At 44.0% G+C, this 17,674-nt stretch carries 16 protein-coding genes; 9 read left to right on the forward strand and 7 right to left on the reverse strand.

Going from position 1 to position 17,674, the window contains the following annotated elements; translation table 11 throughout:
• Positions 1-26 precede the first annotated feature (26 nt).
• Positions 27-542, forward strand: coding sequence for an RNA polymerase sigma factor (locus tag G6R11_RS07335; protein WP_163132412.1), 516 nt, complete (start codon positions 27-29; stop codon positions 540-542).
• A gap of 1 nt (position 543) precedes the next feature.
• Entirely contained in the window at positions 544-1,110 is a 567-nt protein-coding gene (locus G6R11_RS07340; RefSeq protein ID WP_163132413.1) for a hypothetical protein, read from the forward strand.
• A gap of 66 nt (positions 1,111-1,176) precedes the next feature.
• On the opposite strand, the gene pta is transcribed toward G6R11_RS07340, so the two are convergent.
• Together pta and G6R11_RS07350 are read right to left on the reverse strand one after the other, a co-directional pair.
• Positions 1,177-3,312, reverse strand: coding sequence for a phosphate acetyltransferase (gene pta, locus G6R11_RS07345; protein ID WP_163132414.1), 2,136 nt, complete (start codon positions 3,310-3,312; stop codon positions 1,177-1,179).
• 67 nt (positions 3,313-3,379) lie between these two features.
• Positions 3,380-4,582 carry an acetate kinase gene (locus G6R11_RS07350; protein ID WP_163132415.1) on the reverse strand — a complete coding sequence of 401 codons (1,203 nt, stop codon included), beginning with the start codon at positions 4,580-4,582 and terminating at the stop codon, positions 3,380-3,382.
• Positions 4,583-4,886: 304 nt separating this feature from the next.
• Between G6R11_RS07350 and yfbV the strand changes: the two genes are divergently transcribed.
• Positions 4,887-5,348, forward strand: a complete 462-nt coding sequence (gene yfbV / locus G6R11_RS07355; RefSeq protein WP_163132416.1) for a terminus macrodomain insulation protein YfbV — start codon at positions 4,887-4,889, stop codon at positions 5,346-5,348.
• Here the strand turns inward: yfbV and G6R11_RS07360 are convergent.
• The 4 genes from G6R11_RS07360 to G6R11_RS07375 all read right to left on the reverse strand — a co-directional run bounded on the left by G6R11_RS07360 (position 5,336) and on the right by G6R11_RS07375 (position 10,938).
• The gene (locus tag G6R11_RS07360; protein WP_163132417.1) at positions 5,336-6,133 is read right to left on the reverse strand and encodes a putative RNA methyltransferase; all 798 of its coding nucleotides are present in this window, start codon (positions 6,131-6,133) and stop codon (positions 5,336-5,338) included. The genes yfbV and G6R11_RS07360 overlap by 13 nt on opposite strands.
• Before the next feature lie 24 nt (positions 6,134-6,157).
• Complete coding sequence (gene pflA / locus G6R11_RS07365) at positions 6,158-6,898, reverse strand: pyruvate formate lyase 1-activating protein (RefSeq protein WP_163132418.1); 741 nt, start codon at positions 6,896-6,898, stop codon at positions 6,158-6,160.
• Positions 6,899-6,988: 90 nt separating this feature from the next.
• The gene (pflB, locus tag G6R11_RS07370) at positions 6,989-9,271 is read right to left on the reverse strand and encodes a formate C-acetyltransferase (RefSeq protein ID WP_163132419.1); all 2,283 of its coding nucleotides are present in this window, start codon (positions 9,269-9,271) and stop codon (positions 6,989-6,991) included.
• Between the two features lie 125 nt (positions 9,272-9,396).
• Positions 9,397-10,938, reverse strand: coding sequence for a DUF3360 family protein (locus G6R11_RS07375; RefSeq protein WP_163132420.1), 1,542 nt, complete (start codon positions 10,936-10,938; stop codon positions 9,397-9,399).
• 849 nt (positions 10,939-11,787) lie between these two features.
• On the opposite strand from G6R11_RS07375, the gene G6R11_RS07380 reads away from it, so the two are divergent.
• The 6 genes from G6R11_RS07380 (at position 11,788) to G6R11_RS07405 (ending at position 17,391) form a co-directional block, all read left to right on the forward strand.
• Positions 11,788-12,558 (forward strand): ABC transporter ATP-binding protein, encoded by a 771-nt coding sequence (locus G6R11_RS07380; protein ID WP_016403704.1) that lies wholly within the window; start codon positions 11,788-11,790, stop codon positions 12,556-12,558.
• Between the two features lie 59 nt (positions 12,559-12,617).
• On the forward strand, positions 12,618-13,382 hold the full coding sequence (locus G6R11_RS07385) for a transporter substrate-binding domain-containing protein (protein WP_163132421.1): 765 nt from the start codon (positions 12,618-12,620) through the stop codon (positions 13,380-13,382).
• 57 nt (positions 13,383-13,439) lie between these two features.
• Positions 13,440-14,138, forward strand: a complete 699-nt coding sequence (locus G6R11_RS07390; RefSeq protein WP_163132422.1) for an ABC transporter permease — start codon at positions 13,440-13,442, stop codon at positions 14,136-14,138.
• 9 nt (positions 14,139-14,147) lie between these two features.
• Entirely contained in the window at positions 14,148-14,867 is a 720-nt protein-coding gene (locus G6R11_RS07395) for an ABC transporter permease (RefSeq protein WP_163132423.1), read from the forward strand.
• 52 nt (positions 14,868-14,919) lie between these two features.
• Positions 14,920-16,062: a beta-aspartyl-peptidase gene (iadA, locus tag G6R11_RS07400; protein WP_163132424.1), complete on the forward strand. Its 1,143-nt coding sequence runs from the start codon at positions 14,920-14,922 to the stop codon at positions 16,060-16,062.
• Positions 16,063-16,155: 93 nt separating this feature from the next.
• The gene (locus tag G6R11_RS07405; protein WP_163132425.1) at positions 16,156-17,391 is read left to right on the forward strand and encodes a cystathionine gamma-synthase family protein; all 1,236 of its coding nucleotides are present in this window, start codon (positions 16,156-16,158) and stop codon (positions 17,389-17,391) included.
• A 40-nt stretch (positions 17,392-17,431) separates the two neighbouring features.
• Here G6R11_RS07405 and G6R11_RS07410 read toward each other — a convergent pair.
• A partial coding sequence (locus tag G6R11_RS07410) for an integrase core domain-containing protein (protein ID WP_163132426.1) occupies positions 17,432-17,674 on the reverse strand: 243 nt, incomplete at its 5' end.

The following is a 17,674-nucleotide window of genomic DNA, read 5'->3' on the forward strand; positions in this document are numbered from 1 at the left end:
TGCTGGATAGTTAGCAGTAAGATAGCATGCTGAAATTGTTTAAACGTAAGGCCCGGCCGGTATTTTCGGACGCGCTGCTTAACCAGTTATATCGCTATAGTTTTTCACTATGCCACAATAGTGAGCAGGCCTATGACCTATTGCAAAGCTGTTGCGAAAAAGTGCTGCAAAAAGATCCTCCGCCAGAACCTCTTAAACCCTTTATGATGCGAGTGATTCGCAACGAATTTATCGACAACTTTCGCCGTAAGAAGCTCGAGTTGGTGGTGGATGAAGACCAGTATATTGACGCTACTATTGTGGAAGAGAGCCTACAAGATATGGAGCTGTTGCTTATTGACCAGCAGCATGTGGGCTTGGTAATGGAACGTTTGTCTGAAGATGAGCGCGAACTTTTATATTTGTGGGCGGTAGAAGGCTTTAGCATTCAAGAAATTGCTACCACTAGCGGCGTGGCCCGCGGCACATTGTTATCCAGAGTTTCCCGCTTGAAAAAGCGTTTAAGTGATGAGTTTGGTCACTTGATTGAGGAGGTCTCTTAGGATGAGCTTTAGTGCGCAAGATGGCAGCTTTAAGCAGCTAACTCGAGATTACTTTCAAGAGCTGCAGCTTTCTAAGAAACAAGTAAATAAATTGCAGGGCCTAGCCAGAAGTAAGCAATTTGATGGAAGCCAATGGGCTTGGGCGACGGCGGTTTCTTGTGTGTTGGCCGTGACTGTCTACTTGGCATTTTTTGCCGGCATTAATTATTCCGCTATTTCGAAAGAAATTGCTTATAACCATAACAGCCAGATGCAAATGGAAGTTATGTCTTCATCAATTAACGACATTCAAAAGCACCTTAATCGTTTAGATTTTAAGCTGATTCAATCGCAGCGATTAGACAAGGAAAAGTGGGAGCTAATCGGTGGGCGCTACTGCAGCATTGACGGCCGAATTGCCGCACAGTTAAAAGTAAGAAATCGCCAAAGCTTGCAAATACACACTTTTTATCAAGCCAAGTTACCCGAAGAATGGCTAAATATCACCAAGAAAAAAGAGCTAGAAGTAGACGGTGTTAAAGTAAAAGTATGGCAAGAAAAGGGCTTACTTATTGGTTTAGCTATTTAGCTATCTAATCAACAGACACAAAAAAGCCGATCGCTAGATCGGCTTTTTTATTGCTTAATAATAAGCTTACTTGCTTTGGCCTGCTTGAATTGCAGTTAGTGCGATGGTGTAAACAATGTCGTCTACCAATGCACCACGTGACAAATCGTTCACAGGTTTAGCCATGCCTTGCAGCATAGGACCAATACTGATTAGGTCGGCACTACGTTGTACAGCTTTGTAGGTGGTGTTACCGGTGTTCAAATCTGGGAAGATAAACACGGTAGCTTTACCTGCTACAGGGCTGTTAGGCGCCTTGCTTTTAGCAACGTTTTCCATGATTGCTGCATCGTACTGAAGCGGACCATCAATGATTAGCTCAGGGCGACGCTCTTTAGCAATTTTGGTAGCTTCACGCACTTTCTCTACGTCTGAACCAGAGCCTGAGCTGCCGGTAGAGTAAGAAATCATAGCAACACGTGGCTCGATACCAAAGGCAACTGCAGACTCCGCAGATTGAATGGCAATATCTGCCAATTGCTCTGCGCTTGGGTCTGGATTAATCGCACAGTCACCATAAACCAATACTTGGTCAGGTAGCAGCATAAAGAAGATAGAGCTTACTAAGTTGTAGCCCGGTGCGGTTTTAATTAACTGCAGCGGTGGGCGAATGGTGTTGGCTGTGGTGTTAACCGCGCCAGATACCAAACCGTCTACCTCTTCGTTGGCTAACATCATAGTACCCAGTACTACGTTGTCTTCTAATTGCTCTTTGGCAACAACTTCGGTAAGGCCTTTGCCTTTACGCAGCTCTACCATTGGCGCAACGTATTTGCCTTGGATCTCTTCAGGGTTGAAGATCTCCACATTCTCACCAAGTACAACACCTTGCTGACTTGCAGTACGCTGAATAACGTCAGGGTTACCTAGCAATACTGGGCGAGCAATACCGCGTTCGGCACAGATAGCTGCAGCAGCGATAGTGCGCGGCTCTTCGCCTTCTGGCAACACGATACGCTTGTTAGCGTTGCGTGCCATTTCGGTTAACTGGTAACGGAAAGCTGGTGGCGATAAACGACGGGCGCGAGCTGAAATAGCAGTCAGCGATTCAATCCAATGTTTGTCGATGTGACCAGCTACGTAATCTTGTACTAGTTCGATGCGTTGAGAGTCATCTACTGGGATTTCAGCATTAAAGCTTTGAAGCGCTAATGAAGTTTGCCAAGTATTTGAATTGATAAGCATAACAGGCAAGCCTGTAGCAAATGCACCTTCACATAACTTAAGTACTTGTGGCTCTGGTTGGTAACCGCCAGTAAGCAGTAGGGCACCAATCTTAACGCCGTTCATGGCTGCTAGACAGGCCGATACAATCACGTCTGAACGGTCGCCAGACGTTACCAACAAGCTGCCTGCATTAAAGTGCTCAACCATGTTTGGAATACTGCGCGCACAGAAGGTTACGCGACCTAGGCGGGTATCCATGTCACCTTCATTAATGATGGTGGCATTTAAGTGGTTAGCTAAGTCTCGGGCACGAGGTGCAACAAGCGGTGCATTCCAAGGTACACAACCTAAGATACGCAATGGGCTTTTGCCAAACATTTGCAGTACTTCAAGGTTGGTTGAATGATCTGATTTGTTATCGAACATTTCGGTCAGATCTGGACGAGTAATTTCGTGCTCGTCGATTGGCGCGCCAACTTTGTTAATAATGCAGCCAATAATGCGTTTGTTCTTCAAGCCGCCAAAGTTGTTACAGGCAATTTCCATGCGCTCTTTTAGCTGCTGAGAAGTATCGCTACCCGGATTAGTCACAAACACCATGTCAGCGTCTAATGCCTTGGCAATACCGTAGTTCACATTGGTTGCATAAGGCGACTCTGAGGTAGGTACTAAGCCTTCAACTACTACAATTTCAGCCCCAGAAGTTGCAGAGTTAAAACGCGCTACAATGCCTTCGAGTAAATCGTCGATTTGGTTGGCACTGATGAGGTTTTCTGCGTAAGCCTGGGTGAAAGGCTCTGGAGGAATAATGTTTGAAGCTTGACGGATAATAGCGGTAGAACGTTCGGCACCTTTCTCACGCGTTTTAGGCTGCGCGATAGGTTTGAAAAAGTTCACGTTTACGCCATTACGTTCCATAGCGCGAACCATACCAAGGCTGACGGATGTTACACCAACACCAACGCCAACTGGGATTAACATAATTGTACGAGCCACGGCTGTACCTCTTAAGTTAAGTGATAGAACAAGGCTGAGTATTACTCAGCCTTGATAAGAATCTGCATTAAGCTTGAGTTAACGCCACTGCATCTTGTGCAATTACCATCTCTTCGTTAGTTGGAATAACTAAGATTGGACGGCTTGAGCTAGTGCCAATGTTACCTGAATTACCAAAACGTGCATCCAAGTTTGCTTGCTCATCTAAGCTAAAGCCTAATAGGGCTAGCTTTTCGATAGTAAGTTTACGAACTAGCGCTGAGTTTTCACCAATACCACCGGTAAATACTAAGGCGTCTAATTTACCGTCCATTGAGGCTGCGTAAGACATAATGCTTTTCGCTAGGCGGTAGGTGAATACGTTCATCGCACGAATCGCTGGTTCTTTACCTTCGCCATAACCGTCTTCGGCGTAACGACAATCACTGCTTGCTTCGGTTAAGCCCATTAAACCAGACTGCTTGTGCAGCATGTTGTTTACTTCTTTTAGGGTGTAACCTTCGCGATCAACAAGGTGGAAGATAATGGCTGGGTCAATGTCGCCACTGCGGGTACCCATTACCAAACCTTCTAACGGAGTTAAGCCCATGCTGGTATCAAAGCTCTTACCGTTTTTAACTGCACAAATTGAAGCGCCATTACCTAGGTGAGCGGTAATAACGTTAGTTTGTTCGATTGGCTGTTCTAACACGGCCGCAGCTTCACGAGATACAAATAAGTGGCTGGTACCGTGCATGCCGTAACGGCGGATGCCTTTTTCGCGGTATAACTTGTAAGGTAGCGCGTACAAGTATGAGCTTTCTGGCATAGTTTGGTGGAAAGCCGTGTCAAATACCGCAACGTGTGGACGTTTAGGGAAACAAGCTTGAGCTGCTCGAATACCGATTAAAGCCGCAGGGTTATGTAAAGGCGCAAGACCAGAACAGGCTTCGATACCTTCTACAACCGCTTCATCAATGATTGCTGATTTGGTGAATTTTTCACCGCCATGAACAACGCGGTGACCAATTGCAACGATGTCGTTTAAGATTTCTGGGTTAGCTTCAAGAATATTTTTAACGATGAATTCGATGGCTTCGCGGTGAGATGCATAAGCACCTAGGCTTGATTCGTTTTTCTCACCTTGCGCTTTCCATTTAAGGCGCGCATCTTCCAAATTAAAGCATTCTGCTAAACCAGAAATAATCTCTTCGCCACTTAACGCATTAAGAACTGCAAATTTAAGTGAAGAGCTACCACAGTTAAGAACGAGTACCAGCTTGTTGCTCATTTATAGACACCTGTTGTTGAATTTGTTCAATTATAGACAGTGAAAGAAAAAACGTCGGGCATTGCGAGACACGTTTTTCGTTTCAGATTTTCAGTCTCTGACTAAGGCAAATTAGATTTGACCTAGTGCCTTGGTCTCAATCAAGCTACACTTAACAAATAAGCTGATCTATATGAAACCGTTTGCCGGGGTAATGATAACCGAAAGCAAATTCTATTCATATATGTCATACTAATAACTAGCTAATAATGTAAAAAAATTACAAGTTTATTGGTTTAAGTCAATTTTGAGTGTTGAGGTGCCCATGGGCAAATTCTCTGAAATGTTAAATGATGGTCGTGAATACATGAAACGCTGGCCTAATCAGCGTGTACTGGCCCCTATCTTTCCTGAGAATCGTGTTATTTTTGCTACTTCACTAGCGATGAAAACCATGCCTGCGATTGCTGTGGTTACGGTAATGATGCCGTACATGGCTAATTTGACTGAAATATTACCACAATCTGTAATGATGGCGATGGTGATCTTTTTAATGCCTTTACATGGTTTGTATTGGTTGGGGCGTCGTGCAAATTCGCAACTTCCACCAAGCCTTGCTACTTGGTATCGTGACTTACATCACAAGTTGGCCGAGGCTGGTGAGAGTATTGCCCCCGCTGTTACTCAACCTCGTTATGCAGAGTTAGCAGATTTGTTGCGAAAAGCTTTCAAACGTTTTGATAAGAGTTTTGTGTTAACTGACGATTTTAGCGATCAGTCTCGCTGATATAATTGTAATACAAATTCAAAGTCCATTTCGAACTTATCACTTAGTTCAAGATGCTGTTCCAACTCTTTGTTTTTCTTCCATGCAAAGGGTGTCATCATACATAATGCGTTCATATCTGCTTGGTTTAAGCGGCTTGTTTGGGCGATTTTTTGTTGTTCCAATAAATGCCAACCTGCCATAGCTTCGGCTTGCTCCGAGTGAGCTTGAAGATCTTTGTACAACAGAGTACGAAGTTTAGATAAGTGCATAGCCCCAGGGACTACTTTAAGTAAGTAAGACTTAGCCTTACTGATGCGTAATAACTCTTGGTTATCACTAGGCGCAAATACTCTCACCGTAAAGTCGATACTGTTATCGGCAATGGGCAGGCGATGGTTGCTGGCGACAAAAAATTGCGCCTGCTTACAGCGCTTAGCGGCCATGCGAATGCCGTCTTTCGCAATATCAATGCCTATCACAGGGTTTGTGTTACTCTGTTGTCTTTGAATTGCTTGGGTGTAGTAACCCTCTCCACAACCCAGATCAACAATACTTTGGACAGAATATTGGCTGATGACTTGGTTTATAGCGTTTGCCAAAAACTCAAAATGTCCTTGATTGAGAAAGTTTTGCCTTGCTTGCAGCATCGCTTTGCTGTCGCCAGGTTGTTTTGAGTGTTTGTGTTGAACCGCCAGCAGGTTGGTATAACCTTCTTTTGCTTGATCAAAACAATGGCCATTGTCGCAGGACCATTGTTTATCTTGCAGGCTTAAAGAGTGCTGACAAATTGGGCAGATAATCATCTAAGGCTTAATCTCGCAGTGCCATTAATAAATAACTTTATCGTGGTACTGTTTTAGTATACCGCTTATGGTTTCCATGGTGTCTTTACTAGGTGGTTTAACACCTGCAAGCGGGTAGTTTTCACCCATGGCTGTCCATTTGTGCTTGCCTAGTTCGTGATAAGGCAAGAGCTCAATTTTTTCTACATTGTCGAACGGGGCTAAAAACTCACCTAAGTCATGGGCAGACTTTTCATCATCGGTGAAGCCGGGCACAACTACATAGCGGATCCAGGTTTTTTGGCCAACTTTGTGTAAGTAACGGGCAAAGTCTAGAGTACGTTTATTGCTAACACCTACGAGGTCTTGGTGCACGTCATCGTGGATTTGCTTAATGTCGAGCATGACTAAATCAGAGACATCTAATAGCTCATCAATAACATCGGTATGTTTGCGTACATATCCGTTAGTGTCTAAGCAGGTATGAATACCTTGCGCTTGGCATTCTCGGAATAGGTCCCGCACAAATTCAGCTTGCAGAATTGCTTCACCACCGCTGGCAGTTACGCCACCACCACTGGCATTCATAAAACGTCGATAGGGGGTAAGGTCACTCATTAGTTCGGTAACGCTGACTTCTTTGCCACCGTGTAAATCCCAAGTATCACGGTTATGGCAATATTGGCAGCGCATTAAGCAACCCTGCATAAATACAATAAACCTGATCCCTGGTCCATCAACGGTTCCGCAAGACTCAGTAGAATGAATTCGCCCAATCTTTGACATTTGTTTCTCCAAAAAAAAACCTTGCCCAAAAACTTGGGCAAGGTTAATTATAACCGTAGTCTCTGCTAAGCAGAACTACTTAACGTTCAATTACATACTTTGTGTGAAAGTACGAGTAATTACGTCTTGTTGTTGCTCTGGTGTTAGCGAGTTAAAGCGTACTGCATAACCCGATACACGGATGGTAAGCTGAGGGTATTTCTCAGGATTTTCCATCGCATCAACCAACATTTCACGGTTCATTACGTTTACGTTTAAGTGTTGACCACCTTCAACGTCAGCGTTGTGGTAGAAGTAACCGTCCATTAAGCCAGCTAAGTTAGACTTCTGAGTATCGTCATCTTTACCTAGTGCATTTGGCACGATAGAGAAGGTGTAAGAGATACCGTCTTGTGCGTTAGCAAATGGCAGTTTAGCTACTGATGTTAATGAGGCTACTGCACCTTTCTCATCACGGCCGTGCATTGGGTTAGCACCAGGAGCGAATGGAGCACCTGCTTTACGACCATCTGGAGTAGTACCTGTTTTCTTACCGTAAACAACGTTAGAAGTAATAGTAAGAACTGACTGAGTAGGAATCGCGTCACGGTAAGTTTTAAGCTTACGTATCTTAGTCATGAAGCGGTTTACTAGGTCAACAGCAATATCATCTACTTTGTCGTCGTTGTTACCAAATTTAGGGTAATCACCTTCAATTTCAAAGTCGGTAGCAATACCGTCTTCGTCACGAATAGGCTTAACTTTAGCAAATTTGATAGCAGACAATGAGTCAGCAGCAACCGATAGACCAGCAATACCACAAGCCATTGTACGGCGAACGTCACGATCGTGAAGTGCCATTAATGAAGCTTCGTAGCTGTACTTGTCGTGCATGTAGTGAATACAGTTTAGTGCGGTCACGTATTGCTCTGCTAGCCAATCCATAAAGGTGTCTAGGCGACCCATTACGTCGTCATAGCTTAGAACTTCGTCAGTGATCTTGTCAGATTTAGGGCCAACTTGGATCTTAAGCTTCTCATCTACGCCGCCGTTTATTGCGTATAGAAGGGTTTTAGCTAAGTTAGCGCGAGCGCCGAAGAACTGCATGTGTTTACCAACAACCATTGGCGATACACAACAAGCAATTGCGTAGTCATCGTTGTCGAAGTCAGTACGCATTAGGTCATCGTTTTCATACTGGATAGATGAAGTATCGATAGATACCTTGGCACAGTATTTCTTGAAGTTAATAGGTAGTTGCTCAGACCATAGAACAGTAATGTTCGGCTCTGGAGAAGGCCCCATTGTGTATAGCGTATTCAAGAAACGGAAGGCTGTACGGCTTACTAGTGTACGACCGTCAGTACCCATACCACCGATAGACTCAGTTGCCCAGATTGGGTCACCAGAGAACAAATCATCGTATTCAGGCGTACGTAGGAAACGAACCATACGTAGCTTCATTACTAGGTGGTCTACTAATTCTTGCGCTTCGTCTTCTGTTAGTGTGCCAGCAGCGATATCGCGCTCAATGTACACATCTAAGAAAGTAGTAGTACGACCAAACGACATTGCAGCGCCGTTTTGCGATTTAACTGCAGCTAGGTAGCCGAAGTAAGTCCACTGTACTGCTTCTTTTGCATTTTCAGCTGGGCGAGAAATATCACAGCCGTATTTAGCTGCCATTTCTTTAATTTGGCCTAGTGCACGGTGCTGTTCGCTGATTTCTTCGCGAAGCTGCATCGTAGAAGCTAGGTCAGAACCGTTTACAAAGTCACCTTCTAAAGAACGGTGCTGCTTAACTTTGTCAGCCATCAAGAAGTCGATACCGTAAAGTGCTACGCGACGGTAATCACCAATAATACGACCACGGCCATAAGCATCTGGCAAACCAGTTAGTACACCTGACTTACGACACTTCATGATAGCGCCAGTGTAAACGTCAAATACACCTTGGTTGTGGGTTTTACGGTAGTCAGTGTAAATCTTGCTTACCATTGGATCTAATTCGCGATCGTAAGCTTTACAAGAACCTTCAATCATACGAATACCGCCGTTAGGGATAATCGCACGTTTTAGTGGCGCTTCAGTTTGTAGACCAACAATTTGCTCTAAATCTTGGTTAATGTAACCAGCATCGTGAGCGGTGATGGTTGAGATTACTGAAGTATCGAAGTCTACCGGCGAGTGAGTGCGGTTTTCTTCTTTAATGCCTTCCATAACTTTGTCCCAAAGCTGATCCGTAGCTTCGGTTGCTCCAGCTAGAAAGCTCTCATCGCCTTCATATGGAGTGTAGTTAGTTTGAATAAAGTCACGAACGTTAACTTCATTTTGCCATTCGCCGGTTTTAAAACCAGTCCAAGCACTAGCAAAAACATCGTTCTTCTCTGCCATTTTTTGTCCCACCTATAAGTTGGTATACAAATGAATATTCTATGGTTTAACAGATAGCTAAAGAGCTACTATCTAGTTCCCTTGGAACAAGTATAGCGCCTGTTCCAAGAGGTAAAAATTTAAAACTATAACAATGCTGGAATGCCGTATTTACCTTCCAACATACCTACCGCCATCATGGCGATAAAACAAATCAACAATACGGTTGCAGGGATAACAATACGGTCTACAAGAGATAGTTTTTTCGGACGTTCTTTATCGCCGATTAGACCATTGTTATCAAGCAACATAGTTAGAGCCCAAGCCAATACCGGGTTAGTTACTGCTGCTGCAAAGATACAGATACCAGCAGATTGTGAATCTTTGGTGTCTTTAATCATTTGCATGCCTGCTTCTAGTAGCGGTAAGAACACGCCTACTAATAAAGCAATCTTCATTACTGGAGGCCATACTGCAACATCCATTGGGAAGCCAAGTATTGCAATGATGATACATAATGAACCAAGCAAAATTGCGCCGCCAGGAATAGGGCGTTTAGCAATAGCAGCAGGGATCATGTAAGTACCCCAGCTAGATGTGATGTTACCACCACCTACAGCAGTACCTACGATTTGACGAACTGAACAGGTTGTCATGGTGTCATCAACATCCATTAATACTTTGTCAGTACCGCGTGGGTAGTTTAGTTCTTGGAAAATACGGTGGCCAAGGAAGTCTGGTGACCACATTGCTACCGCTAAAATTGCAAATGGTAACGAAGCAATAAAGTGTTCTGCGTTAGGTAAACCTAGCTGCCAACCTTGTTCAGTAGAACCCCACCAGTAAACTGGGTTTAAGTTAGGTAAGCCCATTTCGGTCTTAAAGGTAAGGTCAAAACCAGCGCCAAAGGCTAAAGCAATTGCAAGGCCCATAACCGCACAAGCTGGAATCGCTAACCAACGTTTACCAATTTTTGCCAAGAATGCGTAAAGTACGATGGTAGCGGCTAATACTACTAAGCCAACGTAACCCATCTCACCTGCAGCAATACCTGCGTCAACTGATTCTAGCCCCTTAGACCAAGACTGGATGTCACCGATCATCGACATCGTGCCGCCAAAGCCAAGGAATACCAGTAAGCCGCCAGCAACACCTTCACTGGTTAAGTTCACCAGTTTAGAACCACCTTTAAAGAAGCTAAGCAGTAAACCAAATACACCTAACAAAATTGCTAGGGCAAGTGGGTGGGCACCCGCTAAAGCGATTGCGCCAATCAATGGAATCATTGGGCCGTGGTTACCCGCAAGGTTAGCCCGTGGATTGAATATTCCCGATGCCAATACACAGAACAGTAACGCAGGGATAAGCATTTCTACACGCGCTACTTCAATCGCAAACTCAGTACCTAGGTTGATGTGGTCCCAACGCTCGGTTAAGCCATCAGCCCAGGCCATCATTACCGCAGAGTACATCGCAATAATACCAATAGTACCGGCAATGGCTGGCACCAAATCTTCCCATTCGAAGCGGAAGTCACGACCTGGCAAATTTAAGCCCCAGCGACGAGGCTTCATGATTTTTAGTTCGTGGTCTAAGTAGTCGGAACGAGTTTCAAACTCAGAAGCCGGGCGGTGCGCTTCTGAATAGCTCAGTTCTTCGTCTTGAGACTGGTGGTTGTTACTAGACATAGTTTCCTCAAAAACAAATATAAAAACCGGTAAACCGCAGATGCTTAACTATGTGTGTTAAGCCTGAGATCCTTCTCACTCGCGATAATCGTCTCAATGGGACGAACAACATATAAGGATAGTGAGTATAAAGTGTGAAATAACAGTATGCAGCTAAAGTTCAAAATTGTAGTGATTAACTGTATTAAAGAAATATGAAAGAAACAAAAAAATTGGCAATGATGAAAATTGGTGTTGGTAATACTTTGGCCGCTTATTTTGTTGTTCTTAACCACAACATCTACCTGCTATTTTCGATAGCAAAATTGTATCAAAGTAAGCAAGATCTGGAATTTGATCTGTGTCAAAAAAGCCCATAATTTGTGTAATTTTACTACTTATTTGTGGCTTAAAGCCGAAGGTAATCGTAGTTGATGGCCTTATTCTGTAATTTACTTACTAAATTTGTGGTCTAAGTAATGAGAGCTGGCTCACTTAATCATCACTAAGAATTACGCTGCATTTTACAATTATGCAACAGCAAATGCGGCTGTGCCCGCAAACTACACTAAAAGGCATATTATCTATAAAAACCGAGCTAAAATTCTAAAACTGAAATTAAATTCGTCGCGTGGGCGCTTAATAGCGTATCTATGCATACAGGTTGAATATAAAGATGCTAATAAAATCGCTTAATAGGGTGTTTTGTAATCATAAGAGCGCCAATTGCCCCATAAAATGTTGAGTTTTGTCTTTTGCGATGATACTTTTCGTTGGGTTGAACGTGTAACAAATTATTTAACAATAACTACGCGCCTTAGGAAACAAGGCTGGTTGCTTAGGCAGTCATTAACAAGGTAAACATAAAATATGAGTGATGTGGCTGCACTAGAAGCATCAAATATCCACAAAGTGTTTGGCGATAACGAAGTACTTAAGGGTATTGACCTTACCGCTAACAAAGGCGATGTGATTTCCATCATTGGTTCTTCTGGCTCTGGCAAAAGCACCTTCTTACGCTGCATGAATTTACTTGAGATCCCCACTCAAGGTGACATTGCACTGCACAGTGAAAAGATTGGCTTCAAGCACTTACGCAATGGTGAACGTTTACCTTCCGACAATAAACAAGTTGAACGCATTCGCTCTAAACTCTCGATGGTGTTTCAAGGCTTTAACCTTTGGTCTCACATGACCGTATTAGAAAACATCATTGAAGCGCCGGTTCATGTATTGGGCATTCCAAAGAAAGAAGCTATTGAGCAAGCTGAAGGCTTGTTAGAGCGGGTAGGTTTGCACGACCGTAAAGATTATTACCCTGCTCACATGTCGGGTGGACAACAGCAGCGTGCAGCAATCGCTCGCGCCTTAGCCATGAACCCCGAAGTAATGCTATTTGATGAGCCAACCTCGGCGCTTGACCCTGAATTGGTGGGTGAAGTGCTTAAAGTGATGCGTAGTTTGGCAGAAGAGGGGCGCACGATGTTGGTTGTGACCCACGAAATGGCTTTTGCGCGTGACGTATCCAACCAGGTGTTATTCCTACATCAAGGCATAGTGGAAGAACGAGGTTCGCCACAAAAAGTATTCGAAAATCCAGATTCTGAGCGCATGAAGCAATTTCTAGCCCCAAAATACTAAAATTATAACTATGGAAGACAAGCGTTAATTCGCTTAAAGCAAACAACACGGAGTAAAAAATGAAAAAAACATTAATCGCGATGATTGGTGCAGTTGCACTAAGTACTACAGCTGTTGAAGCAAAAGACTGGGAAGTAGTTCGTTTAGCCGTAGACGTACCGTACGAACCATTTGAGTACAAAGCACCTGATGGTTCACTAACTGGTTTCGAAATTGACCTAGGTAACGCGGTTTGTGAAGAAATGAAGGTTAAATGTGAGTGGGTAATTCAAGCATGGGATGGCATCATTCCTGGCCTACTAGCACGTAAGTACGATGCAATTTTCTCTTCAATGTCTATTAACGAAGACCGTGCTAAAAAGGTATTGTTCTCAGAACCTTACTACAATACTCCTACCGGTTTCTTTGGCCCTAAAGCCAGCGAAGTTGACCCAGCAAACCCAGATACACTAAAAGGTCTACGTGTTGGTGTTCAGCGCGGTACTATTCAAGATACCTACGCAACTGACAACTACTCTAAAGTGGCTGACATTAAACGTTACACAACCGGTGATGACTTAGTTGTTGACCTTCACGGTGGCCGTTTAGACGTAGTAGTTATCGATTTCCCAGTAGGTGTTAGCACTATCTTAGAAGTTGATAAAGGTTCAGACTTTAAAGTTCTAGGTGACAACGTACAACTTGGTGAAGGTGTTGGTGTTGCTGCTCGTAAGCGTGATGGCGAACTGATTGAAATGTTCAACAAAGCTTTAGCGACTGTTAAATCTAACGGTACTTACGACAAAATTAACGACAAATACTTCGATTACAGTATTAAAAAGTAAGCCTTGCACTACCATTAACCCGAGCATTGCTCGGGTTAACTTTCTAAGAGACTCATTATGTTAGATCTTCATGGTTACGGCCCTTCAATATTTATGGGGGCGATAGTCACTATCGAAGTTGCCTTCTTATCATTGGCTGTAGCGCTAATTTTAGGCATGTTGGCAGCGGTGGCACGTTTATCAAAAAACCGTATTGCTAATGGCGTTGCTGTGGTTTACACCACGGTGATTCGCGGTGTGCCCGATTTGGTGTTAATGCTGCTTATTTTCTTTGGCGCTCAAATCATGATGAATGTGTTTTCTGATTGGTTATACGACAACTACGATATCGATTACTACATCAATATTAATGAGTTTGTTGCGGGTGTAACTACTATTGGATTTATATTTGGTGCCTACATGGCGGAAACCTTCCGCGGCGCCTTTTTAGCGGTAGACAATGGCCAGATAGAAGCAGGAAAAGCTTACGGCATGAGCAGTTTACAGGTGTTTCGCCGTATCACGGTACCGCAAATGATGCGTCACGCAATTCCCGGTATTGGTAACAATTGGTTGGTGTTGGTTAAAACCACTGCCTTGGTATCGGTGATTGGTTTAGCCGACATGGTGCGCCTAGCGAAAGAAGCAGCGGGTGCGGTACACGAACCGTTTTTATTCTTTATTCCGGTTGCCTTTGTTTATCTAGCACTTACTAGTGTTTCCGAAATTTTTCTGAAGCGATTAGAAATTCGTTTTAGTGCTGGCACGGTGAGGTAAGCGCGTCTTATGTATGAAACTATCGAGAACTTGCTCGCCAACAACGACATATTCACCTTAACCACGGTGTTAGGGTATTGGGACGGTTTAGTTATGACCGTTCAACTTGTGTTTTTATCGCTAATTCTGGGGTTAATACTAGCGATTCCTTTGGCCATTATGCGCGCCTCGGACAACGTATTGATTAGTCGTAGTGTTTGGATATTTACCTACGTATTCCGTGGTACTCCCTTACTGATTCAGCTTTACATCATTTATTACGGTGTGACTTACATTGAGGGCATTCAAGATTCAATGTTTTGGCCGGTAGTTCGCGAAGCATTCTATCCTTGTCTATTGGCTTTTGTATTGAACACTGCTGCGTATACTACGGAGATTTTCCGTGGAGCCATTGTTGCCACACCGCGAGGTGAAATTGAAGCGGCGAAGGCTTACGGCATGTCTAACGGTAAAGCGATGCGTAGAATTATTTTGCCAAGCGCACTGCGCCGCGCGTTGCCAGCATACAGTAACGAAGTAATCTTTATGTTGCACGCTAGCTCCATCGCCAGTGTGGTAACTATTATTGACCTTACCGGTGCTGCGCGTGACGTATATGCTAAGTATTACGCTCCCTTTGAGGCCTTTACTTTCGCCGCGCTTATCTACTTGTCGGTAACCTTTTTACTGGTGTTTGGCTTTAAGCATTGGGAAAAACGCTGGCATCGCCATTTACGGCCGCTAAGTTAAGTTTTATAAAGGGGCCTAGGCCCCTTTTTTGTTTTGAATTAAGAAGATAGCTATGCTCACTTTACTTAAAAATGCTCAGGTATACGCGCCAGAAAGCTTAGGCTTAATGGATGTTTTGTTGGCTAACGGCAGCATTTTGCAAGTTGCACCTAATATCGAGCTTAAGGCTAGTCATGACTTGGTAGACAGCATTGATTTATCAGGCAACATTCTAGCCCCCGGCTTTGTTGATGCCTTAGTCCACTTTACTGGTGGCGGTGGTGAAGGCGGTTTTGGCTATCGTACTGCTGAACTTAGTTTTGAGGACGCGGCACCCACAGGGGTCACCACCTTGGTAGGTGCACTAGGGACCGACAGTGTTACTAGAACGCCCGCGCAAGTTTTAGGTAAAGCACGAGAGTTAAGCGCAATGGGCTTAAGCTGCTATTGCTATACCGGTTCTTATCACCTGCCGGTTAAAACTATCACAGGAAGCATTGAGCAAGATATTGTATTAATTCCAGAGATGATTGGTGTAGGAGAGATAGCCATTGCCGATCATCGTGCTAGCCAGGCTTCGGTTCAAGCTTTTACAGAAGTAGTTGCAGAGGCGCGTGTCGCAGGTTTACTGGCGGGTAAAAAAGGTATTAGTTTTTTCCACGTAGGTGATGGCAAAACAAAATTGGCGCTATTAAGGCAAATTGTTGAACAATCTGATTTGTCGATAACTCAGCTTTACCCAACGCACTGTAACCGTAACGCTGAGCTATTTGCTGATGCTTTAGCCTTTCTAGAGGAAGGCGGGGCTATTGATTTTACCAGCAGCACAATCCCTCAGTTTATCGAAGACGGAGAAGTAAGCTGTGCTCAGGCTTTAAAAACGATTGTTGATCAAGGGCTTGCATGGCAACGAGTGAGCTTTAGTTCAGACGCCAATGCCAGTTTACCGCTGTTTGATGAAGCGGGCGAGTTAGTGGGGATGCAAGCCGGTAAGTTAGACAGTTTGTATTTAGCAGCTAAAGAGGCGGTTCAGGCAAATCAAGTGCCCTTAGAGATCGCTTTGTCGGTGATTTCTAGCAATCCAGCGAAGATTTTGGGCTTAAAAAACAAAGGTCAATTAGCGGTGGGCTTTGACGCTGATTTAGTGGTACTTGACCAGCAGTCCTTAGATGTCAAACAAGTATTTGCTATGGGTAAGAGCATTTGGGCTAAGTAGTATTTTCCAAAGAGACTCCCGCTAAGGGCTGCTCGTTTTTAAGCCTTGGCTAAGGCATAATAGCGCCACTTAGTTTTTACTAGAAGTAGCCCTATGAGCTTTAAAGGATTCACAACTCAGCTGGTTCACTGCGACCGTTTAGCTGGCGTAGAAGATGGTGCTGTTCACGCGCCAATTCATAACTCAGTACCTTATGGATACGCCGCCACCCAAGACTTGGTGGATGTCTTTCAAGGCAAGCAAGTTGGCCATGCTTATGCACGTCAATCAACGCCTACGCTTGATTACTTACAGCGCAAAATAGCCATGCTCGACGAGAGTATTGCCAGCCTAGTATTTGGTACTGGCATGGCAGCCATTGGTACCGTGTTTTTAACCTTGCTAAAAGCCGGCGACCACATTGTTGCGAGTCGATTCTTGTTTGGTAATACCAGCAGCATATTTGGCACACTAAAAGGTTATGGCATTGAGGTGACCTTGGTTGATGCCACCAGTAGCGAAGCGGTGGAACAGGCTTGCCAAGACAACACCAAAATGGTGTTTGTTGAAACCATTGCTAATCCTGCCACTCAGATTGTAGATTTAGCGGGAATTGGCGAGCTATGTGAGCAACGAGGTTTGGTTTACGTAGTAGATAATACTTTAACTTCTTCTTACCTCTTTCAGCCTAAATCGGTAGGTGCCAGCTTAATCATTACTTCTTTATCTAAGTATGTTGGTGGCCACGGTAATGCTCTGGGGGGCTCGGTAAGTGATACAGGCTTATTTGATTGGAGTACTTTCCCCAATATTTTTGAAGGCTATCGTAGTGGCGATCCAAGTATGTGGGGAATCAACCAAATCAAGAAAAAAGGCCTAAGAGATTTTGGTGGTGCCTTGAGCTCACAAGCGGCGCATTTATTATCGGTAGGCGCCGAAACCATGGCACTTCGTATGGAACGTCAATGCGCTAATGCTTTAGCCTTAGCCAAGATGCTAGATGAACACCCTAAGGTGGCTAAGGTTTATTACCCAGGATTGGTCTCGCACCCTCAGCATAAACGAGCAAGTGAGCTGTTTAAGCACTATGGCGCTTTGGTGAGCTTTGATTTAGTGGATGGCATCGACTGCGCAGAGTTTTTGGATAAAACCAACATTGTGATTAACGCTACTCATTTAGGTGATAATCGCACCTTAGCCTTGCCTGTGGCTCAAACCATTTACTTTGAAATGGGCTTAGAGGCGCGTCAAGCCTCAGGGATTAGCGAAACAATGATTCGCTGCTCAATTGGTATTGAAGATACTGAAGACTTGCTCAGCGACTTTGAGCAAGCATTAGCGAGTTCCTAGTAAAGAAAGTATGACCCGTCCTAAGATAGGTTGACGATTTTTAGGCCAGCTCCAGTAGCTGGCCTTTTCTATTGTGCACCTGATTGGGCGTTTTCATATTTAAACTCAGATGCGGCCTCATAGCGTTGTATATCGCTATCGATTCTTTTACAAGTATCTTCATTTCTTTAAGCGTTTTACATCGGTACAGTAAAAACTCCTGCTTCAGTATTCCGTTTATCCTTTCCGCCAACGCATTTTGGTAGCAATCATAACCGTCTGTCATCGAGGGTCGAATTTGGTT

It is taken from the genome of Agarivorans sp. Alg241-V36, from assembly GCF_900537085.1.
Lineage (GTDB): Bacteria > Pseudomonadota > Gammaproteobacteria > Enterobacterales > Celerinatantimonadaceae > Agarivorans.